At 44.1% G+C, this 22,030-nt stretch carries 16 protein-coding genes; 10 read left to right on the forward strand and 6 right to left on the reverse strand.

Features of this window, described 5'->3' with window-relative positions; all coding sequences use genetic code 11:
* Window positions 1-25: 25 nt before the first annotated feature.
* Window positions 26-1,141: an SPFH domain-containing protein gene (locus AC1DUD_RS24620; protein ID WP_477379386.1), complete on the forward strand. Its 1,116-nt coding sequence runs from the start codon at window positions 26-28 to the stop codon at window positions 1,139-1,141.
* A gap of 32 nt (window positions 1,142-1,173) precedes the next feature.
* Window positions 1,174-2,304 (forward strand): zinc finger domain-containing protein, encoded by a 1,131-nt coding sequence (locus AC1DUD_RS24625; protein WP_477379388.1) that lies wholly within the window; start codon window positions 1,174-1,176, stop codon window positions 2,302-2,304.
* 119 nt (window positions 2,305-2,423) lie between these two features.
* Here the strand turns inward: AC1DUD_RS24625 and AC1DUD_RS24630 are convergent, their stop codons facing one another.
* Complete coding sequence (locus tag AC1DUD_RS24630; protein WP_477379390.1) at window positions 2,424-3,668, reverse strand: PepSY-associated TM helix domain-containing protein; 1,245 nt, start codon at window positions 3,666-3,668, stop codon at window positions 2,424-2,426.
* Between the two features lie 55 nt (window positions 3,669-3,723).
* Window positions 3,724-6,162 carry a TonB-dependent siderophore receptor gene (locus AC1DUD_RS24635; RefSeq protein ID WP_477379392.1) on the reverse strand — a complete coding sequence of 813 codons (2,439 nt, stop codon included), beginning with the start codon at window positions 6,160-6,162 and terminating at the stop codon, window positions 3,724-3,726.
* A 389-nt stretch (window positions 6,163-6,551) separates the two neighbouring features.
* On the opposite strand from AC1DUD_RS24635, the gene AC1DUD_RS24640 reads away from it, so the two are divergent.
* Genes AC1DUD_RS24640 through AC1DUD_RS24650 form a run of 3 tightly spaced genes read left to right on the forward strand, consistent with a single transcriptional unit; the run spans window position 6,552 to window position 7,754 of the window.
* Complete coding sequence (locus AC1DUD_RS24640; RefSeq protein WP_477379394.1) at window positions 6,552-7,001, forward strand: SRPBCC family protein; 450 nt, start codon at window positions 6,552-6,554, stop codon at window positions 6,999-7,001.
* Window positions 6,982-7,308, forward strand: coding sequence for an ArsR/SmtB family transcription factor (locus AC1DUD_RS24645; protein ID WP_477379396.1), 327 nt, complete (start codon window positions 6,982-6,984; stop codon window positions 7,306-7,308). Before AC1DUD_RS24640 ends, AC1DUD_RS24645 begins: the two co-directional genes overlap by 20 nt.
* Entirely contained in the window at window positions 7,305-7,754 is a 450-nt protein-coding gene (locus tag AC1DUD_RS24650; RefSeq protein ID WP_477379398.1) for an SRPBCC family protein, read from the forward strand. Before AC1DUD_RS24645 ends, AC1DUD_RS24650 begins: the two co-directional genes overlap by 4 nt.
* Before the next feature lie 675 nt (window positions 7,755-8,429).
* On the opposite strand, the gene AC1DUD_RS24655 is transcribed toward AC1DUD_RS24650, so the two are convergent.
* From AC1DUD_RS24655 to AC1DUD_RS24665, 3 genes are all read right to left on the reverse strand, one after another.
* Window positions 8,430-10,865: a TonB-dependent receptor domain-containing protein gene (locus tag AC1DUD_RS24655; RefSeq protein ID WP_477379400.1), complete on the reverse strand. Its 2,436-nt coding sequence runs from the start codon at window positions 10,863-10,865 to the stop codon at window positions 8,430-8,432.
* 110 nt (window positions 10,866-10,975) lie between these two features.
* Complete coding sequence (locus AC1DUD_RS24660) at window positions 10,976-12,892, reverse strand: M56 family metallopeptidase (protein ID WP_477379402.1); 1,917 nt, start codon at window positions 12,890-12,892, stop codon at window positions 10,976-10,978.
* A gap of 23 nt (window positions 12,893-12,915) precedes the next feature.
* A complete protein-coding gene (locus AC1DUD_RS24665) occupies window positions 12,916-13,299 on the reverse strand; it encodes a BlaI/MecI/CopY family transcriptional regulator (protein WP_477379404.1) in 384 nt (127 codons plus the stop codon).
* 298 nt (window positions 13,300-13,597) lie between these two features.
* On the opposite strand from AC1DUD_RS24665, the gene ubiG reads away from it, so the two are divergent.
* From ubiG to AC1DUD_RS24685, 4 genes are all read left to right on the forward strand, one after another.
* Window positions 13,598-14,398: a bifunctional 2-polyprenyl-6-hydroxyphenol methylase/3-demethylubiquinol 3-O-methyltransferase UbiG gene (gene ubiG, locus AC1DUD_RS24670; protein ID WP_477379406.1), complete on the forward strand. Its 801-nt coding sequence runs from the start codon at window positions 13,598-13,600 to the stop codon at window positions 14,396-14,398.
* Window positions 14,399-14,509: 111 nt separating this feature from the next.
* Window positions 14,510-15,286, forward strand: a complete 777-nt coding sequence (locus AC1DUD_RS24675; RefSeq protein WP_477379408.1) for an SDR family oxidoreductase — start codon at window positions 14,510-14,512, stop codon at window positions 15,284-15,286.
* Window positions 15,287-15,541: 255 nt separating this feature from the next.
* Window positions 15,542-16,897, forward strand: a complete 1,356-nt coding sequence (locus AC1DUD_RS24680) for a Gfo/Idh/MocA family protein (RefSeq protein WP_477379410.1) — start codon at window positions 15,542-15,544, stop codon at window positions 16,895-16,897.
* 184 nt (window positions 16,898-17,081) lie between these two features.
* The gene (locus AC1DUD_RS24685; RefSeq protein WP_477379412.1) at window positions 17,082-18,128 is read left to right on the forward strand and encodes a DUF6807 domain-containing protein; all 1,047 of its coding nucleotides are present in this window, start codon (window positions 17,082-17,084) and stop codon (window positions 18,126-18,128) included.
* A 488-nt stretch (window positions 18,129-18,616) separates the two neighbouring features.
* On the opposite strand, the gene AC1DUD_RS24690 is transcribed toward AC1DUD_RS24685, so the two are convergent.
* Window positions 18,617-19,480: an AraC family transcriptional regulator gene (locus AC1DUD_RS24690; RefSeq protein WP_477379414.1), complete on the reverse strand. Its 864-nt coding sequence runs from the start codon at window positions 19,478-19,480 to the stop codon at window positions 18,617-18,619.
* A 108-nt stretch (window positions 19,481-19,588) separates the two neighbouring features.
* Here AC1DUD_RS24690 and AC1DUD_RS24695 point away from each other — a divergent pair, with 108 nt between their 5' ends.
* Window positions 19,589-22,021 (forward strand): alpha-L-arabinofuranosidase C-terminal domain-containing protein, encoded by a 2,433-nt coding sequence (locus AC1DUD_RS24695; RefSeq protein WP_477379416.1) that lies wholly within the window; start codon window positions 19,589-19,591, stop codon window positions 22,019-22,021.
* The last annotated feature ends 9 nt before the right edge of the window (window positions 22,022-22,030 follow it).

Genomic DNA, 22,030 nt, shown 5'->3' on the forward strand with positions numbered 1-22,030 from the left:
TTATTTAAACCTTATATAGAAAAATATGGGCCTGTTCAATATCCTTCGGAACGAACTTATAGACATTATAGAGTGGGTTGACAACACTCAAAACACCCTTGTATGGAAATTTCCACGCCACGACAATGCTATCAAAATGGGTGCCCGGCTCGTTGTACGCGAGTCGCAGGCGGCTGTTTTTATGAATGAAGGCCGTATTGCAGATGTGTACACTGCTGGTACTTATGAGCTGCAAACTCAAAACATGCCATTATTGACCACCTTAATGAGCTGGAAATATGGATTTGAAAGCCCGTTTAAGGTTGATGTATATTTTGTAAGCCTGCGCCAGTTCACCAATCAAAAATGGGGAACAAAAAACCCGGTCATGATCCGCGATGCTGAATTTGGGCCGGTACGTTTAAGAGCATTTGGCTCGTTCAATTTCAAGGTTCAGGACCCTAAAACATTCATCAAAGAAATATCTGCCACAAATCCCGATTTTGTTATTGAGGATATTAATGAGCAATTACGGAATACCGTTGTATCACGCGGCATGGATGCCGTAGCTGAGTCGAAAATAAAGATCCTTGACCTGGCGGCCAACTACAACGAAATGGGGAAATTCATAACTGAATCTATCCAGCCAGATTTTGCTGATCTTGGTCTTAGCCTCACCAAATTATTGGTTGAAAACATTTCCCTGCCACCCGAAGTTGAGCAAATGCTTGACAAACGCAGTGAAATGGGCATATTGGGTAACCTTGGCGCTTATGCACAATTCCAGGCTGCCAACGCCATTGAAAAATCTGCGGAAAACACTATCGGCGGTAACTTAGGAGCCGCCGGTATGGGTTTGGGTGTTGGTGCCGCTATGATGGGCCAGGTTGGCAATATCTTTCAGCAAAACCAGGTTACACCTAACAATACCGGTGCTGATACACCACCGCCGCCGCCCACTCCCGGCGTTCAATACCATATTGTAAAAGACGGTAAATCTGACGGGCCGCACTCAATCGATGACATCAATGCAATGGTTAGTAGCGGAACATTAAGCAGGGAGAGCATGATCTGGAAAAAAGGTATGGCTGCATGGACCCCTGCATCATCCGTTGAGGAAATAGCTGAACTGTTTAATAACGTACCGCCACCGATAGCCTGATCTGTAACTATTCCTAAATCTATATTTCTGAAATGAACAACCAGGTTAATCCATCGGCTATAAACAATTCATTAAATTGTTCAGGCTGCGGAGCCTTATTACACTTTAATCCCGGCACGCACAATTTGCTGTGCGATTATTGCGGCGTGAGCAATGTCATTGAGGATGCTCCCGATAGTCGCGACATTTCACCTTATGATTATGAGGAGTTTGTTGCCGGCATCGATAATACCAAACAAAGCGCCGATCTGAAGGTGGTAAATTGCAAAAACTGTGGCTCACAAACTATTCTTGATCAGTTTGTAACCTCAGACAAATGCCCGTTCTGTACTGCTCCTCTTGTGCTGGATTTGGAAAGCGGGCAGCAATACGTACCACCCCATTATATTTTACCTTTTGCCATTACCCAGCAACAGGGAATTGAATTTTTCAAAAGATGGCTTAAAAGCTTGTGGTGGGCACCGAACGATCTGGCAAAAAAAGTAAGCGACAGTTCATCAGCATTAAAAGGCGTTTACCTGCCCCACTGGACCTACGATACCTATACCGTAACTGATTACAGCGGCGAACGCGGCGATTATTATTACACCACTGAAACCTATACGGAAACAGTTAACGGCCGTGAGGAAACCAGGACCAGGCAGGTACGACACACCAGTTGGTCATATACTTCGGGAAGGGTAGAATGCGATTTTCGCGACCTGATGGTACCGGCCAGTAAATCATTGCCTGAAAAAACACTTAATAAACTTGGCCCCTGGAATTTTGACATGCTGGTTAAGTTTGATGAACGCTATATGAGCGGCTTCCGTTCCGAAACTTACCAGTTAGACCCTGAACAGGGTTTTGTAAAAGCAGCAGAGCAAACCGTTGGAGAAATAAACTCAGCAATAAGAGATGATATTGGCGGCGATGAGCAAAGGATAGACAGCACGGATACCCAATACCTTGATAAAGCTATAAAATACCTGATGCTACCGGTTTGGGTAAGTGCCTATAACTACAACAACAAGGTTTATCAGTTTACAGTTAACGCCAGCACCGGAGAAGTTATCGGTCAGCGGCCGGTAAGCGCTATCAAGATCATACTTGCAGTGTTGCTTTTAATTGTTTTGATAGTAACGGGAGTTATTTTGTATCAGAATGCGCACCCGAATGGATAACCTTGATTAAAGAAACATATTACATTAAAAAAAGCGTCATTGCGAGGTACGAAGCAATCCCCAATTTGCAGGTCAGCCCTGTGTAGTTCGCGATTGCTTCGTACCTCGCAATGACGTTCCTATTGTACAACCAACTCCTTCTCAACCTTTTTAGGCCGCTGTGGTTTTACTGCCGGCTTTTTATTCCTCTTTCCCCACCAGATATAAAAACCGGTTATAGGTAAGCTTGCTGATACCATAGCAAGAAAAAACGCTATCACTTTGCCAGGGATGCCCAGTATAGCACCTACATGGATATCGTAATTCATCCTGCGCAATTTATCGGCAGCACCGGCATCTTCGTATCGTCCCGAAAACGGCCCTGCCGATTTGAGCGGTTTAAGCGTATACTGATCAAAATTGTAAATATTGGTTTTGTAATAAGTACCCGAACGCAGGTAGGCTATCACTTCAATCAGGTCGGCCTTTTGGCGGGGTAAGTTGATGTAAAAACCTTCGGGCTTGTCCTCTATGGCAATTTTGTTCCAGAGTTTATCAACAGAAGTCATATTGAATGACAGCTTTGTAGTAGTATCTGAAACCATGGCAACTTCTTCGGTTAATGATTTCCCGCCCGATGTAGCCCAATATACTGATTTACTAACCCACTGAAAGCTCCACACCAGGCCGGTTAAAGCGATGATGAGCAACAACAACATACTATAAAAACCAAAAACATTATGCAGGTCGTAATTAACCCTTTTGAAACTGGCATTCCATTTTACTTTGAAGCTTTTATCGCGCGTGGCTTTAGTCCACTTTTTGGGCCACCATAATACCAGGCCTGATAGTAATAAAACCACAAATATCAAAATTGCTACCCCAATAATGGGTCGGCCTATGGGATATGGCAACCACAAAGCGCGATGACCGTGCAGTATAAATCTAAAAAAGTCAAAGTCGCCTTTGTTGCCTACAAAATCGGTGGTCGTTTTTTTCAATACCCGCCCGCTATAGGGATCCATAAAAACAGTTACAAGCAAGCCTGTTTTTCGGCTATAAGAAACCGCCGCTGCTGATTGGTCGGGCAAACCATAATTTATCGCCGTAGGTTTCATACCCGGCACCGTTTTAACGGCTGTGTTTACCAGTGCAGAGGGTGGCAGCATTTTTTGATTTTGTGGCTGTACACGTGTCCACGGCTCGGTTACACTGCGGATCTCTTTTTCAAAAACATAAATAGCTCCCGTAAAGCTTACAATTACCACAATAATTCCTGAAAAAAGCCCCAGCCACAAATGCAGCCACGCAGATATCCTTTTAAACAGCGAATCGCCTCTCTTTTTTGGTTTAACGGCACGGGCCGGAGTAGCAGTTTTAAGCATATTGAACTAAAAAAGGCAGGCCGGAATCCCGGCCTGCAAGTGGATAAATTGTTTTTTAGAAACGATAGCTGATGCCAAGGCGATAGTTACGCCCGGCTTCTGCCTGCCAGTAATAATAAGTGGCATAGGCGGCACCGCTGTACAGGTACTTATCAAGCAGGTTGTACACGTTAGCGCTTATCTTGATGTGGTCTTTACCCCAAAACACGCCGCCATCAAACTTGTAATAATCAGGCAGCTGCAATTGGTTACTGCTGGCGTTCCATGTCCAGGTGGTGCGGTCGCCCTGGTAGGTTGCGCCTGCATAAATCCCGCTGTTTTTAAGGGAACCGCTTTGTATGGTATAAGTTAATGAAGCGTTTGCATTATGCTTTGCGTAGCCAGGCACTTTTGCTCCAACAACAGCTGTTGCAGGCAGGTTGGCTGCGCCACCGGTCTTAGAAATCTTTGAATCGGTATAAGCATAATTGGCTACTAATGAAAGACCGCTGAAGATCTGTCCGCGGGTATCAAATTCAATACCCTGGGTTTTGGTTTGGCCAACATCTATCACAAATCCTTCTGAGCCTTTGTTATCAGGGTCGGCAGTAAGGGTGTTATTTTTAAGGATGCGATAAGCAGATAAAGTAGTGCTCCAACTGCCATCGAACCAATCGCGTTTAATACCGGCTTCCAGGTTGTTGCCGGTGATAGGTTTTGGCAGGCTGCCATCACGAATCAGCGCGCTTTGCGGCACAAATGATTGATCAAACAAGCCGTAAACAGATGTTTGCCTGTCGATATTTACGCTTACACCAAAACGTGGGGTAAATTTTTTCTGGTTACGGCCTGCAAGGTAATTGATCTCTTTTACATAGGTATAACGACCGGCAATGGTTACACGCAATACATTATCGAAAAAGCCCAGTTCATCCTGTCCGTATACGCCAGTATATGATTGGCTTGAAAGATTGCCCGCACCGCGTTGTGCCAAGGGTTTCGATCTGTCAAATACAGGTAGGCCTAAAGCAGGCTGGTTATAAACCGGGTTGTTGATGTTAAATGGTTTGGCTTCGCTGTCAATAGCGCCGCCTTGTCCCCAATCGGCAATGTATTGTTTGTTACCGAGGTCAAGCCCGCCCAGGATCCGGTGACGCACCGCACCTGTTTGTACATCGCCATTCAAAAACACCTGGCCAAATTTCATCACGTTTGATGCATCCCAGATGGATATGCTTCGGATAAGATCACCATTGGCTTTTACGCTATTCACCCAGCCCGAACTACCCTGCTGCTGGTAGTTGAAATACCCCAGCTGTCCGGTTAGTTTCCAGTGCTCATCTATCTGGTGATTGAGATAAATAAAGGCGCTGTTATCTTTTACGTAAGTWGGTGCTATGCCGGGCTCGGTTATGGTAAAATCACGCGGTTTTACTGCGTAACCCTGGGTTGCAAATACATAGTATGAGCCAAGGTTTGATAATTTGGCATGCTGATAGGTATACTCAAAGGTAAGCGAGGTTTTATCATCAACTTTCCAGGTAAGTACCGGGGCTATGCTAAAACGGTCGTTAAACTCATAATTACGGAACGAGTTTTTGGTTTGATCCATCAGGTTTAAGCGATATGAAAGGCTGCCCGATTTAGTGGCTTTACCATCCAGATCTAAAGTGGCGCGGTACAGGTCATAGCTGCCCATGGTCATGGTGGCCTCGCCGTTAAAATCGCGACCTGTAGGCTTTTTGGTAACCACGTTGTAAATGCCGCTTGGTTCACCGTTACTCATCATAAAGCCGGCCGGGCCTTTTACAAATTCAATGCGCTCAACAAAGCTCATGTCCTCGCTTAGCGGTCCCCAGTTTGAGGTTACGTTCATCCCATTGCGAAATGCCGCCGCACGGCTGCCGCGCATATTTACACGGGTATACAGATCGCCCCAGTGTTCGAGACGGGTAGCACCGCTTACATTGCGAATAACACCATCTCCCATGGAGATCACCTGCTGATCGGATAGCGTTTGCGAGGTAATTACCTGGATATTTTGTGGTGCTTCCAACAACGGCTCGTTAAGGCGCATTGAATTGGATGGTACATCGGCCTTATAGCGACTTTTAGCCCCGGTGATAGCTACCTCTTTTAATATGCTGGCGTTCTCTTTCAGTATAAAATCAAGAATTTGGGTGCTGCCGGAAGCTACGGTTACCGATTTTTCTTCGGGTGCAAGGCCTACAGCAGATACGCGGATAGTATAGCTGCCGGGTTTGATTTTAGCGATAACATAACGGCCGTCGGCATCGGTAAGGGAACCATAAGTCGTATTTTTTAAAGCGACGGTAATACCAACAGCTGGCTGACCATCGGCAGTGGTAACTTTACCTTTTATACTACCGGTAGCACCGTCATCAGCCTTAGCAATGAAGGCCGAAAAAGAAAGGATGATTAAAAGAAAGTAAAAATGTTGAAATAATAGCGAAGTAAAGTTTGACCGTTTACTGCAGAGTAAAACAGATTTCATAAATTTGAGTGAAATGATTAATGGATTAAAAGGATCGGTTAACATTAACCCGATGTAAAGTTTGGCGACGGAGCATCGGGATTTTTTGTTTATAGGAACCGTCAGGGGGGGTACGTTGATGTTCATTGCTAACAGGATTTAGCGCAAAGAAATGACTTATTTAGAATTAGTCCAAATAAAATTAACGTTAAAATAGCATAGCCAAGAACCAGAGCGAGTTGTTTCATGGTTTTGCTCCCTAACAATATCTTTACTCCTCTTTATCAATTCAAACCTTGGTTACCCGCAAGCCCCTTACAAACACATTAGTAGTTGAATAAAAAGATGAAAATAAATTTGCGTAACTCGCAAGTTACATATATATTTGAGTAACTTAAAAGTTACCTATCATGGCGAAAATTATTCAGCACCAATTATTTTATCCCCACCCACCAGAAGTGGTTTGGGAATTTCTTACCAATCAGGAATTGATAACACAATGGCTCATGCCCGGCGATCTGAAGCCTATACCTGGCCACGAATTTGAGCTAAGGGCTAAACCGATGCCCGAAATGGATTTCGACGGTATCTTTTATTGTAAGATCCTGGAAGTAGTGCCATTTAAAAAGCTCTCCTATTCATGGAAATTTGGGCCGGGTAATGGTGAATTGAGTAATTCGACGGTAAACTGGATGCTAACTGAAAAAGACAATGGCACCGAGCTTTTACTGATCCACCGCGATTTTGCAGACTCTGTAAATCCGTTGATGTTTAACTCAATGGAAAAGGGATGGTTGGTGCTCATCAACAAAATGCTGCAGGTTATAAACGCAGAAAAAGATGGAACAGCACAGGCTTGATGTATTCCAGGTAATTGCCGATCCGAGCAGGAGGCAAATACTACACCTGCTTTCGAAAGATAGCCGTACGATTAATTCGCTGGCCGAAAACTTTGATATGAGCCGCCCGGCTGTTTCGAAGCATATCAAAGTGCTTTACAACGCCGGCTTTATCGCTATCCAGGATATCGGCAGGGAAAGGCATTGCGTTTTAAAACAGGACGGCTTTAAAGAACTTAATGAATGGTTAGCATACTATGATAAGTTCTGGGGCGATAAACTGGACAAACTGGGGGTTTTAATGAACGATAAAATGAATAAGAAATGAAAGATCAGGATTTAACCGTAACCATAGTGGTAGACAAATCGCCCAAAGAGGCCTTTGATGCCATCAACAACGTTCGCGGATGGTGGTCGGAAGAAGTAAAAGGTGGTACCGAAAAACTCAACGATGAATTTACCTACAAAGCCCGCGACCTTCACCGTTGCACCATGAAATTAACGGAAGTTATCCCTAACCAAAAAGTAGTTTGGCTTGTGCTCGACAACTATTTCAGCTTCACTGAAGACCAAACCGAATGGAAACACACCAAAGTCATCTTCGAAATTTCCAAACAAGGCGATAAAACACAAGTCCGTTTCACACATCAGGGGCTGGTTCCGGAGCATGAATGCTATGAAGTTTGTTCAAACGCATGGACGGGCTATATCACCGGCAGTTTGTACAACTTGATCACTACAGGTAAAGGTGAGCCTAATCCAAAGGAAAGTTAGAGGATGGGTTGAGTTTAAAGTCCGTCTAAATTCTATTTGTCATGTTGAGCAGGTAACGAAAGATCTTCTCCACCAAACATAGCGAACTTGAGTGGTGAAGAAGATCTTTCCTACCGATGATATGATTAAAAAGGGTGTCATGCTGAGTGTTTAAATCCGATGAATTCTGAAGGTGAAATGACATCTTCACCACGTCATTTGCGAGGTACGAAGCAATCCCCGACAGTCAGGTAACGATCTTTATTCTATGGACTTTCATCGTCGCGCTCTTGGCCGCGCAGGGCCAGATACTTTTGTCTTGACACAAAAGTATCCAAAAAGTCAAGTCAGCAGGTAGGCTTCTTTGCGCACAGGCCTCTGCCCTGCAAATCGGGCAGAACCACGGCTGCAATTATTTTGCCCTGCTGCGCTCACACTTTCCCGACGCTTCCGCAAAAACTTGCTATGCCCTTTCCTACGCTCAAGACCACCATAGTTCTGCCCGATTTCACCCGAAGCTTACCTGCTGACGGGAACATTCTTTATTTATCATGTCATGGGTAGCTTGTCGAAGCATGGTGGGTAAGGCCCCTGCGCGCGAGTCTTCGACAGGCTCAGACTGACCGATCCTCTTTTTTCATTTCGCCTTCAGAGTTTACTGAATTTAAACACTCAAGGTGACGGGCCTCTTTATATTTAGTTCTTCACCCTGTTCTGCTCACTCTCTGCTCCATTAGCATCATGCTGGCGCTGCCCGGATATAGTTTTACCGAAGCGATAGCTGAGCGATAATACACCCGTACGGGTATCGCTAAGGTTACGCCAGTCGGCCCGGGTTTGGCTGAGGTGGGTGATAACGCCTGTGTTTTTAAAAGTGTAGAAAATATCATTAACAACCAGTTTCAGCGTTGTTTTTGCCGAAAGCTTTTTGGAAACAGCCGCATTTACCTTACCCCTGCTGCCCAGCACAAACTGTGCACTGGTAATTTTGCTTTGGTAACCGCCGTCAAGCTGTGTAGTCCAGTCGTTGCCCAGTTTAAAGGTGAGTATCGGCCTGAAAAAGAAGTAAGTGCCTTTGGTATCCAGCAAGCCTGTGTAAAAATCGCTTACAGAATGGATCTGTGATACCCGCCCGGAAATATGGAAGTTAAACCATTTCGCCGGATCAAACGTAGCATCAAAAGAAAGCGTTTTAACGGTATACTTGCCGATATTACCCGGTCGGCTGTAATAAATACCATCTACAATTTCAATGGTTTCGTTTACATCATCATGCGACCTACTGTAGCTTACAGTTGTAGTAAACCTGTTCTTGTAGGTATGCGAAAGTTCAAAGTTATCAGTAAACGTCGGCCGCAAAAAGGGGTTGCCAGTGTAATAGGTAAACTTATCAAGCGGCGAAAGGAACGGGTTTAGGTCCTGGTAATAAGGGCGTTCAATACGGCGGCCATAGTTCAGGCTTAACTGGTTCCGGCTACTGGTGTCCAATTTATATTGCAGGTAAACAGTTGGGAACAAGTTGGTATAATTCCTTTTAAAGGACGAATCTGGCCGCTGCACATTTCCCAGCTGATGCCCGTTGGATATGGTGTTCTCTACCCTAAGCCCGGCCTGGATGGAAAGTTGTTTATAATCCCTGGTTGCGTTAATATAGGCTGCATTAATATTTTCTTTGTAGATAAAGTGATTGGTTTTGCCGTAATCGGGGGTCATGGTACCCGCGATGGTGTAAAAATAATCGGCAATATTATCTGTATGGGTATAGCTTGATTTTAATCCGGCCGATAGCTTGATTCCATTTTTAAGCGGGTGGTCGTAATCTGCCTTCGCCGAATATATATTGATATGCGCCGGCAGCATTCCAGTCAGGATCTCGTCACCTGTCAGTGTACCATTCGGCAGGTAGCTGCTGTTATTGAATAACTGGTTATTATTGGTATAATAATTTAGATAGTCCAGATCGGCAGAAAATTCATGCCCGTTCTTGTCATACTGGTGACGATAGTTAAGGTTGGCACCCCCGTTTTTAAATGTACCATGTTCCTGATTGTGGGCAATTATAGTAGAATCGGGCTGGTTTGCCGCGTTTGAAAACTGGCTTGTTACCGGAGTTTTGGTGCTGTATGGATTATAAATACCAGTAAGGTTGATACCGAAGGTGCTTTTGTCGGAGATATAATAATCGGCACCAATTTTTGCAAAATAGTTATCGCTTTTGCGCCTGATGAAGGAGTTTTGGATAAAGTTAGAGGTAATTGCGCCGGTGGCGTCTTCAAAGTGGCGGTTGATATCCAGATCGCTGAAACCATTCCCTTTATTGTAACTCAAATTACCGAAGATGTTAATCCGGTTGTCGCGATAATTGAAGTTTAAACTGTTATTGGTTTTAGCATAGCGCCCTTGCGTGTAGTTAAGGCTGATACTGCCATTAAAGCCTTTCACCTTATTTTTCTTGGTGCGGATATTGATCACACCGCCATTACCTGCCGCATCATATTTGGCCGGCGGATTCGGCATTAACTCAATCTGATCTATTGCCGCGGAAGTTAGCGACTTTAGGTAATTTTCCAGGTCGATGCCGGAAAGATAGGTAGGTTTATCATCTATAAAAATGGTTACCCCTTTCCCTTTTAAACTTATCGCGCCGTTTTGATCAACGATAACCCCGGGTGCTTTTTCCAATACCTCAAGCGCGGTGCTTCCGGCATTGCTGATGAGCGCCTCTGGACTGATGATGGTCCTGTCTATCTTTTGTTGTACAAATGGCCGCTGGGCAATCACATTAACCTCTTTGAGCGCCGTACCCGAAGCGTGTAAAACCATCGGCTCCAGTACTTTATCCTGATCCAATTGCATCAAGCCTGATTTATACACCTGGTATCCCATCATGCTAACTGATATCTTGTATGCGCCCGGTTTTATCCGAAAACTATACAAGCCCAAAGCGTCAGCAAGCGCTGTTTTAACCAATACAGAATCCTGACCTTTGAGCAGGTAAACAGCGGCACCGTCCAAAGGCTTATTATCGGCCCCAATAACCTTACCGCTAAGGCTAAGCATGGTTTGTGCATTTGCAAAAGTTGAGGCACTAGTTATCCAGGCGGCAAAAAAAACCGCTATTTTTATTTTCATGATATTGTATGGTTAAGGGTTAAATGCCGATTACCTGTTTATTTTTTTCAATAGTTATCCTGTTCATGCTTTTGGACACAATTGATTATGGTAGATATTTAGTTTGATGATTATTGTGGATGTTGCACTGCTTGCGTTGAGTCTTTTTTAACATCGAAATTATACATCCATGACCAGTTGCCCAGTTGTCCTTTTACGGGTGCTTTTACGTATGTTTTTTTGAATTTCTGGTAAATATCATCCGACATTTTTTTACCATTAACAATAAACTCCGTATCACTCAGTTTAAACGAAACCAATTCGTCGCTGTTATGAATAATCCCTTCGGTAATGAGCTCGGCGGTTAGTTTCTTTCGGTTAGTATCGTCGAAATAGTCCTTATAGGTTTCATGGTATGAGTCGGCGGGGGTATATTTAGCCGCCGCGGCATTATACGCTTTTGCGCTATTACTGTAAGCACCCGGCGATGGTTGGATGCCGCCCAAATTTGTTTTTAAACTACCTAAAGATGTTTTCATTGGCGTAAGGCCAACACCCGGTTGCTTTATAGGTGTTATTGGATCGGGTTGTCGGGCAACCCGGGCAGTTTGTGCAACGGGCGCAACAGGTACAGGGCGCCGCATTGCCTGATCAATAACTGAAAGATAAGCTGGATATTCATGAGCTGGTACCGTTTTGCCGTTAACCTGCAATGAGCTGATACGGTCATTGACAAAGTTAAGCTGATATAATACACCATCAAATTTAACCAGGCGGGTTTGTACGCTGCCATTGAGCAATGACATCGATGTATGGTCGCCCACCTCATCGGGGCTGTAGATCCTGAACTTAGAGGTATCCGGTTTGACTTTAAAAGTAGTATCTTTAGGTATCGACAATACAGCTTTTGCTGCTTTATCAGCCGTTTTTATTCTTTCAGGCTGAAGGATGGATTGCTTATGAGACGCTGATACATTTTTACTTTGTACTACCTTGTTAACCAATTTGTTTATTTTATCCACGTTGGAAAAGGCGGCGGTAAGCAATATTGCCATTGCCAGGCAAACAGCCAGCAGTGAACGCTCCATCACATTTAACGACTGGTTATTATTGGAAAGCATCCGTTTTACGCGCCCCATCAAATGATTTTTACGACCGGCTAAGGCCATTGCATAGGCCGGGGTAGCCAATTGATATTCCTGGCAAGCTACCAAAGCCTTTATATAGTTTACTTTGCTGCCGGTATGGGTAACAGCAATATCGTCGCAACAATTTTCGCGCTCTGCGCGGATAAGCGAAGCAATCCAAAGCACAGCCGGGTTAAAGAAGAAAATGATCTCCATCATACTCACCAGCAAATTCATGATATAATCGCGGCGGCGGATGTGGGCCAGCTCATGTATAAGGATAGCCTCTATGGCATCAGGGGGCATTGCGGTGATGAGCCCCGCAGGGATCAGGATCAATGGTTTTAAATGCCCTATTACCATGGGCACTTTGGCTATCCCCGATTCAGCTATACCTACCAATTGCTTGATGCCTAATTGTAAAGCTAATTGTTTAACCCGGTTTTCCCAGGCTTCACTTACAGCCAAAACCTGACGCCTGCGCAGGTAATACAGGCTATGTAAACCCGTGAGCAATTGCAATACGCGCGCAATCACCACCAAAAACCATACTAATACAATACTGCCGGAGTGAGCATTCAAAAAACGCAATACGGCTTGATAATCATTAGTTTTTGGAATAGCCTGAGGCACTAACGCTGCATTTTCAGCAATGATAACCTGCCCTCCTATTATTACCGGCAGTGTTGTTTTCTCCTTCGTAACCTCATGGATCAATGTAAAAGCAACCGTACAGGCAAAAATTAACAGTGCTGTCATCAATAAATTGTAGCGGCGTACCGGGCTCGATCTCCGGGTGCAAACAACAATTATACCTGCCAGTGCAGCAAGTAATACTCCTTGCCATAATGAATGAATAAGCGTATCGCATAGCGCTTTAACCAGGTAATCGGTATTTGCTTTTACAATGGTAACATCCATGGCGGTTAAATTTTATCGGTTAATTATTCTTCCAGTTTTTTGAGCAGGTCTTTGATCTCCTGCAATTCCTGTTGCGATGTTTTTTTGTTCCCCAGTAACTGCATCACCAGCTTACCGGCTGAGCCTTTATACATGGTATCCACAAACTTATCCAATAGATGCGCTTTGGTTTCCTGCTCCTCCTCTACCACCCTGTAGATGTGCTTCATCTGGCTTTCATCGCGTTTCAGGATCCCCTTATCCGCCATGATCTGCATCAGCTTTAAAGTTGTAGTATAGTTCACCTCTTTTTGCTTTAGCAACTCATCATTCACTGAGCGTACTGTTAAAGGACCTTTTTCCCATAATACCTGTAGTATTTCCAATTCAGATTTAGTGGGCTCTATCGGCTTATTTTGTGCTTTCATATCTATCTCCAAAACAAAGGTAGAAAACTTTTCGTACGAAACAAATTTTAGGTAGGAAATTTTTCGTAGGCTAGCAATACATAAGTCTATTTTGTTGATAATTAATTATTTATTATATTCATCCAACCAAACAAAATCTTTAATATCCTTTATTTCTGTTTTTAATTCAGGGGCTGTGGCTCAAATAAGAAGCAGAATTTCTGCATAGCGCAGGAAGAGCTACTCGCCGCATGCCTGTATACACAAGTTGTTTTTTTAACATCATTAATATAGACTTTCAACTATAAACAAAACTAAAATGGAAAAAGTCTCAACCGAAGTTTACGAAAAAATTGACAACAATCTATACAACGCGGATGGTGATATCTGGTGGAAACCTGACACTGTACTTCACCTTTTAAAAACCAGTGTTAACCCTTGTCGTGTTGGTTACTTAAAAAAAGTACTTGCCAGGCTAAATATAAACCCGGCGGGCTTAACAGCTCTGGAAGTTGGCTCGGGCGGAGGAATACTTTCTGAAGAAATATGCAAACTGGGCTTTGAGACAACAGGGATCGAACCTTCTGAAAACTCAATGAATACGGCCATAAATCATGCTAAACTAAGTGACTTAAATATAAAATATGAACAAGGTTTCGCCGAAAGTTTACCATACCCCGATCAATCTTTTGATTGTGTGGTGTGCTGCGATGTGCTGGAACATGTAAGAGACCTGCCTAAGGTAATTTCCGAAATAACGAGGGTGCTAAAACCTACGGGGTTGTTCTTTTACGATACCCTAAATCGCACTTTTGTTAGCAAGCTGGTGGCTATTAAAATTTGGCAGGAATGGAAACGCTGGGCTTTTATGCCTCCCAACCTCCACAATTGGGATATGTTTATCAAGCCCGAAGAATTAACCGCTTTATTAACCAAAAATAATTTTGACTTTAAAGAGCACAGAGGTTCATCTCCGAATGTTTCAATCCCTACGATGCTGGGCTATCTGCGAAAAAGAGCCAAAGGAACATGGACCTTTGCTCAACTTGGAGAAAAATTCATTTTGGTAGAAAGCGACGATATGAATATTCTGTACATGGGATATGCCATTAAAAGGTAACACCGTTTATTGGATGATAATTTTCAGCATATCGGTTCGGAGCCAAATTTTATAACGCAACTATAGCGGTTCTCCAAAAATTCATGAGATTTACGTTTAAAACATTTGCTTATGAATTTAGGATTAGATCAAAAGATAGCCGTTGTATTGGCGGCAAGTAAAGGATTGGGGAAAGCCTCGGCGCTGGCCTTATCTGCAGAAGGAGCGAAAGTCATCATCGGTTCCCGCAATATAACTGAACTGAATTTAGCAGCAGAAGAGATCCGGTCTCAAACGGAAAATGAAGTGACCTGCTTTCCGGTGGATGTTACCGATAACGAACAGTTGAATGCATTTATCAACCAGGCAGGCAGTGTGTACGGACGGATAGATATCCTTGTCAACAATGCAGGCGGGCCTCCGTTCGGAAAGTTCGAGAGTTTTGACGATAACCAGTGGCAGCAGGCGTTCGAGCAGAATATGCTTAGTTTCGTCCGAACATCAAGGTTAGTTTTACCTTTTATGAAAGCCGCAGGCAATGGCCGTATTATTAATATCATTAGTGGTTCAGTTAAGTCTGTACTGGCCAACTCGGTGCTTTCTACCGCTATGCGTATGGGCGTGGTCGGTATGGCAAAAATGCTGGCCGACGAATTGGGTACCTATCAAATTACAGTCAACAATATTGCGCCAGGCCTTATTTTAACCGACCGGATCAAACACACACTACCCCAGGATGTAGATCCAGAAGAAGCAATTAAAGAAAAGACAAGGAACATTCCGCTTGGGCGCATTGGCAAACCGGAAGAATTTGCAGCGTTGGTTGCATTTCTTTCATCTGCCCAGGCCGCATACATCAGCGGAACAACTATACAAGTGGACGGCGGTGCAAACCGGGCTATAATGTAATCGAACATTAGAAATCTTACCCAGCTTTCGGCTTTGTGCATTATGCTTTCAGCTTTCCAATACAGTATTATTGTTACATTAACAGTTAAAAACGCTATTGCTTTTTAATTCAATTCTTCGATATTTGATTTCGTAGCACATAAGTGCCGGCATTAACCAGTTTACCTTTTAATCAACGAAAAAATATAGGCGCTCCCCCTAATGCGTCCACGTTTTTTTGAAGAAAAACAACCTGCAAACAAAACTATTTACTACATGGAAAAATCACGTCGTACCTTTATCAGGCAGGCCGCTTTAGCCGGGGCCGGGATTATGCTTGCCCCAAAAAGCTGGAGCGCCCAAAGTTATAAACGCATTATTGGAGCCAATGACAGGGTTAGAGTTGGAGTGATAGGCTTCTCAGACAGGCATAAGAGCTCACATGTACCCAGCTTCATGAACCACTACAAAGAACTCAATTTTGAGGTGGTTGCCGTATCTGATATATGGAATAAGCGACGTGAGGAAGGTGCAGCCCTCTGGAAAGAAAAAATGCAGCATGACGTAAAAGCTTACCGTAATAACGAGGAACTATACGACAGTAAAACGGTTGATGCTGTATTTATCAGCACTGCCGATTTTCAGCACGCACGGCACGCTATTGAAGCTGTAAAGGCCGGCTGCGATGCTTATGTAGAAAAACCTTTCGCCGAAACCATGGAAGATAACCGCGCTGCCTTAAAGGCGGTAAAGGAATCGGGGAAGATCGTACAAATTGGATCGCAGCGCAGAAGCGGCGCTAACTACCATGCAGCTAATGAATTTATCAGCTCGGGTAAGTTTGGGCCAATCACCATGGTCGAACTTACCTGGAACGTGAACCAACCCGGCCGCTGGCGCAGACCGGAACTGTTAGGGCAACTGAAAGAGCAGGATACCGACTGGAAGCGCTTTATCATGAACCGGCCATATGAAGATTTCGATCCGCGTAAATACCTTGAATACCGTCTTTTCTGGCCATACTCATCTGGATTGGCCGGTCAGTGGATGAGCCATCAGATTGATACGGTACACTGGTTCAGTGGCTTAAAGCACCCACGCAGCGTAGTCGCCAACGGAGGTATTTATATGTGGAAAGACGGGCGCCGCAATTGGGATACTATATTGGCAGCATTTGATTACGGTCCGCTTAATGACCCTTCAACCGGCTTCCAGGTTACTTTTGGCTCGAGAATGCACAATGGAGATGAGCACCCGGCCGAGATCTACTACTCAAATGGCGGCGAGCTTAACCTTAATACCAATACAGTATCGCCTGAAGGGGGACTTACCCAAAAAATGGCCGATGCTATGCATATGAAGGCAAACCTGCTGCCCGAACTTAGCCTGACCAATACCGAAAAAGTAGTGGCTTCAGCCAATACCGGCGGCGATATACTGACATCAAACCATGTACGCAACTGGATGGAGTGCGTGCGTAGCCGTAAGCAGCCAAACGCCCCTGTTGAAGCAGGTTACAGCCATTCGATAGCCAACATTATGACCAATGCCGCCGTGCATACCGGATACAAAGCTACTTTTGATGAAGCTACCCAGGAAGTAATGGCTAACGGGAAAGTGTTTAAATATTAAGGCTAAACATATAAAAATCTCCTCTTGAGAGGAGGACGCGGAGGAACAAATGGTAGCAGGGCTGTGTTTCTGCAATAGGCATATCAAAGCAGTAACACACCCCTCCCCCCTCTCAAGAGGGAAATCGTACAATCCAATGCTTTTATGACTAATCTTTTCACACGCTTATCTAACCTTACCTCTTATGAAAATATTAAAAAAGTGGGCCTGCATTTTTGCTGCTAACACCTTATTTGCTATGACAATACATGCTCAGCAGGCCGAGCCTGTGAAATTGGTCAAATCAGCAGGAAATAAAATAGAGATCCTGATAGGTGGCAAACCTTTTACCACTTTCCTGTATCCGGATACTTTGGAAAAACCGGTGCTATACCCTTTGAGGTCGGCAGATGGCACATTGGTAACCCGCGGCTTTCCCCTGGCTCCACGCCCCGGTGATCCTACCGATCACCCTCATCATATTGGCCTCTGGTTTAATTTTGAAAACCTGAACGGGCTCGATTTCTGGAATAACTCCTATGCCATACCTGCCGCTAAAAAGAGTGGCTATGGCTGGATCCGTACCGACAAAATTTTGGAAACAAAAGACGGGGCAAAAGGCATACTGGCCTACCATGCAAACTGGACAAATCAGCAAAAACAAGTGATATTGGAAGAACATACCCGTTTTGAATTTAGCGGGAACAAACAGGAACGTATTATTGACCGCGTAACTACGTTAACTGCCGATATGGACGCGTTTTTTAAAGATGCAAAAGATGGGATGCTTGGCCTGCGCCTGGCCCACGAGCTGCAGATCCCCGATCCTGCCGATCAGAAATTTACTGATGATAAAGGCAATGTAACGATAGTAAAAGGCGGCACCGATAAAGTAGCCAACGGCACTTACCTTACCAGCGAGGGCAAAACAGGCAATGATGCATGGAGCACCCGCGGCGTATGGTGCAAAGTGTATGGCAAAATAGGTGCCGATTCGGTAAGCGTTACTATTATTGATCATCCTCAAAACCCTAATTATCCTACTTTTTGGCATGCCCGTGGTTACGGCCTGTTTGCCGCCAATCCGCTGGGCGAAAAGATTTTCACCAATGGTAAATCAGAGAAGAACCTTACTTTAAAGAAAGGGGAATCGGCAACATTCAGATATCGGATTATTATACACAATGGTCAGCAAACCAACAGCGCTGCCCAACTAAACCAGGCAGCAGCAGCTTTTAAGTCATTTAAATAATATCAAATACCAAACAGACCAGTCCGGGATATTTACCAGGATTATTTTTTACCCATTTTTAAATATTCCGGTAGGTATGTTGTCTACGGCAGAGGCCGGGGCAAGATTCAGGTAATTACGGGGTTGCTGCTTTTCTGCGGCAACCTCAACCAAAATATCCCTCTCCGTTTTTCGAATATTTTTCTCAGTAAGATTTTTTCGTTGCTGGTATCAGTTCTTTTGAGATAGCCTGTGTAACCATCATTTTCCGTGGTAAGGGAATTACTGAATGTAAAGCCGGTTGTATTTATCAGTCCTTAACCCAAAATTTGCTATCGGTCATGATATTATAGATGCGTCAAAGAGACCCTACATATGGCTTATTCATAAGCAGTATAAATGACAGAATTAGTTAGCGCGAAATCCTTTATCCCTTTAATCAGCACCATAGCATTGCGATAATTATAAAATATGCAATGGCCAACATGGCCCTGTTGTTCTTTTGCTATTTACCGGGGATATCCTCGATCATTATTTTTTTGATAAAACAAGGGAGACACCCCGGTTTGCCTTTTAAAGCGGCGGTTAAAATAGGAGATGTTATTAAAACCGCTTTCAAAACAAACCTGCAAAACGCTGAGATTTTTTTGTTGCAACAAACTGCAGGCGTAGCCAATGCGCAGATCGTTAACAAACTCAGATAGTGTTTTGCGGGTATGCTGTTTAAAATACCTGCAAAACGCCGAAACTGAAAGGTTAGCTATAGCAGCAATATCCTCAAGCACAATATCATTCCTGAAGTTATCAAGCAGATAATGGTAAACAACAGTCATTCGGGCCGTATCTTTCTGTACGCTTGCAGCTATTTGTTTTTGCACCGATAGCAACTCGTAGGTTATTGCTTTGGAAAGCAAGCCCAATACACTGATGAGGCCTGCTACTGCCTCAGCATCGTCAACATTTACCATGGCCTTTATTTTTTTTTCGGCGAGATCGCGCAATGGCCCGCTAAAAGCAAGTCCGTGCTGTGCCCTCTCTAATAAATTCCTTATTGAAGCAAACTGCGGTTTATCAAAAAAACCAACGCCAAGGCAGTTTTCATCAAACTGGATAACAACCTGATGCACCTCCCTATCTGCAGGCATATGCTTATTATAAAATGTATGAGGTAAATTGGGCCCAAACAGGCACAGATCACCTGGAAAAAAATCTGCTATATGATCCCCCACATAACGCGTGCCCCTGCTTTTCATTACCAATATAATTTCATACTCCGGATGGGTATGCAACGGAAAATCGTTGTACGGAAAACTTTCCTCTTTAATTACAAAAAGCCTGTCACCCGTTAATATTTTCTCCTCAAAAAACTTCATATATCAATACAGTGCTATAATTCGGTAATGGAGTATAAGATAATTGACACATTATGCTACATTTTTGCACTACATTACCAACAAACATAACAATTATCTACGTCTCTCATGCTTTTGAAAACCTCAGCCGCAAAGCTTTGTTTCTGTATTTTATTCACTTTCCCCGTTGCTGCCCTGGCCCAGCAAGCACAAATAACAATCAACGCTTCGCAGGTGCTTAACCGGGTGCCAGCTAATGTTTATGGAGCATGTATTGAAGACGTTAACCACGAGATATATGGCGGCCTTTACGATCAGCGTATTTTCGGGGAAAGCTTTGAAGAGCCTCGTGCCGCACCGCTTATTGCGGGCTGGAGAAGCTATGACGGCTATTGGCAACCTGGTCAAAACGGTATAAGCGTAAATGCCGGAGAGGGGTTTAAACTTATAAAACAACAATGGCCCGGCACTTCATATACCGCGGAATTTTTGATGAAGTTTGGCCGTCGAAATGATAACGCAGGCATATTGGTTAATGTGAACAATGCACATAAAGGCGCCGACAATTTTAAGGGTTATGAAATCAGTCTGGACCCGAATAAAAAGGTACTGGTATTTGGCAAACACCAAAACAACTGGACCCCAATAAGTGAAACGAGGCTTTCTATCGATTTTAAAAACTGGATAAAGCTTAGGATAGAAAATAACGGCAATATATTTAAGGTCTATCTTAATGATGATAAATCAGCCATCGCCACCTTAACAGACATTAAAGCCCCTTTACCTCCGGGAAGCTTTGGGCTTAGAACATACAATGCCGATGTGGAATTTAAAAATCTTTCTATCGCGACCGAGGAAAAGACCGTTGCCGAAAACTTCCATGCGGAGCCTTCGCCGAAAGTAAGCGGCGCCTGGGATGCAATTAACATTGGCGGTGCGGGCTCATTTTCATTAGACACAAACAATGCATACAACGGCAAACAATCGCAGGTAATTACACACAACGGAACTAAAGGCATAACCGGCATTGCCAACAGCGGATTAAACCGCTGGGGAATAGCTTTGCGCAAAGGCAATATTTACTCAGGTACATTACTTATGATGGGCGATGGCATTAACGGAGGAGTAACGCTATCGTTGCAAAGTGCCGATGGCAAAAAGATTTATGGCAGCCAGGTAATAAAAAAAATAACATCGGGCTGGGTATCGTACCCATTTGCATTAAAATCATCTCAAAGCGATGCAAAAGCCCGGCTTGCCATTAGCATAAGCAGCAAGGGAAAGCTTTGGGCCGACCAGGTAACATTCATGTGTAAACAGGAACAGTTCAAAGGCCTTCCGCTACGCTCCGATATAGCAACGGCCATGCAGCACGAAGGACTTAACTTTTTGCGATACGGCGGCACAATGGTTAACGCTGCTGATTACCGCTTTAAAAACATGATCGGACCGCGGGATAAGCGGCCACCTTATCGCGGGCACTGGTATCCTTACGCTACCAATGGTTTTGGCATTGAAGAGTTTCTGCAATTTTGTGAGGCGGCAGGCTTTGAGGCAGCATTTGCAATCAATATTGAAGAAACACCACAAGACGTGGCCGACATGGTGGAATACCTGAAGGGCGATGTATCTACCAAATGGGGCAAACAACGTGCTGATAACGGTCACCATGCCCCGTACAAAATAAAATATATTGAAATTGGTAACGAAGAAGTGATCTTTAACGGAGATGTAAAATCAGAATATGAGCACTACGCTGAACGTTTCAACCTCCTGCAGAGCGCTATGCACTCAAAAGACACTACCATAAAATTTATTTGTTCGGCATGGTGGCGCCCCGGGTCGCCTAATATGGAACTGGTTTTTAAAGCAATAGATGGTAAAGCTGATTACTGGGACCTGCATACAGACGCCGATAATCCGAACGCGGGTGCTAAGGTAGATAGCTCCCTTACCCAAATGAAGGCGATGTTTGCCGCGTGGCATCCAGGTACAGACCTTAAATGTACCATATTTGAAGAAAATGGTGGTCGTCACGATGTTTCAAGGGCACTTGGCCATGCAAGTACGCTGAATGCAGTACGCCGCCACGGCGATTTTGTACTAACCTCATGTGCGGCAAACGCACTACAACCCTTAGGGCAAAATGATAACGGCTGGGATCAGGGACAAGTGTTTTTTACACCCGCCCATGTTTGGGGTATGCCGCCGTTTTATGTGCAGCAAATGGCATCTGCAAATCATTTACCTTTAAACATTGCAACTACGGTTACCGGCCAAATTGATGTTAGCGCTACCCTTAGTGAGGATGGTAAACAGTTGATATTGCATATTGTAAATCCTGAAGAAAAACCGGTTCCGGCCAGTATCAACTTCGTTGGTTTTGAAAAACGAAAATCAGCTGCCTCAATAGTGCAGCTTACAGGCAAGCTGAAAGATGTTAATACCCCTGCGCAACCAACATTGATCAGCCCGAAATCAGCCCGTATATCCACGACTGAAGACGTAATTAATTATACCTTGCCAGCGGTTTCTTACACCATAATACGCTTTAACCGATAAACACAAAAA

It is taken from the genome of Mucilaginibacter sp. P4_A11 (genome assembly GCF_056402535.1).

Coding starts and splice junctions, on each gene's coding strand:
- AC1DUD_RS24620 (WP_477379386.1), top strand. CDS start 26: ATGGGCCTGTTCAATATCCTTCGGAACGAACTTATAGACATTATAGAG.
- AC1DUD_RS24625 (WP_477379388.1), top strand. CDS start 1,174: ATGAACAACCAGGTTAATCCATCGGCTATAAACAATTCATTAAATTGT.
- AC1DUD_RS24630 (WP_477379390.1), bottom strand. CDS start 3,668: ATGCTTAAAACTGCTACTCCGGCCCGTGCCGTTAAACCAAAAAAGAGA.
- AC1DUD_RS24640 (WP_477379394.1), top strand. CDS start 6,552: ATGGCGAAAATTATTCAGCACCAATTATTTTATCCCCACCCACCAGAA.
- AC1DUD_RS24645 (WP_477379396.1), top strand. CDS start 6,982: ATGGAACAGCACAGGCTTGATGTATTCCAGGTAATTGCCGATCCGAGC.
- AC1DUD_RS24650 (WP_477379398.1), top strand. CDS start 7,305: ATGAAAGATCAGGATTTAACCGTAACCATAGTGGTAGACAAATCGCCC.
- AC1DUD_RS24655 (WP_477379400.1), bottom strand. CDS start 10,865: ATGAAAATAAAAATAGCGGTTTTTTTTGCCGCCTGGATAACTAGTGCC.
- AC1DUD_RS24660 (WP_477379402.1), bottom strand. CDS start 12,892: ATGGATGTTACCATTGTAAAAGCAAATACCGATTACCTGGTTAAAGCG.
- AC1DUD_RS24665 (WP_477379404.1), bottom strand. CDS start 13,299: ATGAAAGCACAAAATAAGCCGATAGAGCCCACTAAATCTGAATTGGAA.
- ubiG (WP_477379406.1), top strand. CDS start 13,598: ATGGAAAAAGTCTCAACCGAAGTTTACGAAAAAATTGACAACAATCTA.
- AC1DUD_RS24675 (WP_477379408.1), top strand. CDS start 14,510: ATGAATTTAGGATTAGATCAAAAGATAGCCGTTGTATTGGCGGCAAGT.
- AC1DUD_RS24680 (WP_477379410.1), top strand. CDS start 15,542: ATGGAAAAATCACGTCGTACCTTTATCAGGCAGGCCGCTTTAGCCGGG.
- AC1DUD_RS24685 (WP_477379412.1), top strand. CDS start 17,082: ATGAAAATATTAAAAAAGTGGGCCTGCATTTTTGCTGCTAACACCTTA.
- AC1DUD_RS24690 (WP_477379414.1), bottom strand. CDS start 19,480: ATGAAGTTTTTTGAGGAGAAAATATTAACGGGTGACAGGCTTTTTGTA.
- AC1DUD_RS24695 (WP_477379416.1), top strand. CDS start 19,589: ATGCTTTTGAAAACCTCAGCCGCAAAGCTTTGTTTCTGTATTTTATTC.